Origin of the sequence: Pantoea sp. SIMBA_079, from assembly GCF_046940275.1 — a bacterium.
GTDB classification, from domain to species: Bacteria; Pseudomonadota; Gammaproteobacteria; order Enterobacterales; family Enterobacteriaceae; genus Pantoea; species Pantoea borealis.
Genome location: NZ_JAWRYR010001039.1, coordinates 1 through 228, shown reverse-complemented (window position 1 = coordinate 228; position 228 = coordinate 1). Strand labels below are relative to the sequence as shown.

The following is a 228-nucleotide window of genomic DNA, read 5'->3' as shown; positions in this document are numbered from 1 at the left end:
GGCACCACGCTGCCGAACGCGTTCGACGCGCGCCCGGCGAGCAGATCGCCGACCAGCTGGCCCGGGGCCTCGTACTCGCCACCGCCGAGCGCGAACGCGTTCGACTCCCAGTGCCGTTGCAGGGCGATGCCGGCGAGCGGCCCGCCTTCGGGCGCATAGGGCAGGAAATCCTCGGGCGCGATGCCGACGACGATCGCCGCATTCGCATTGCGTTCGTTGCGCGAGTAC

Annotated in this window: 1 protein-coding gene; it reads right to left on the bottom strand. The window is 71.5% G+C overall.

The features are described 5' to 3' along the window. Positions 1-228: FAD-dependent protein (locus SB719_RS23080; protein WP_412160179.1), on the bottom strand; the 228-nt coding region annotated here is incomplete at both ends.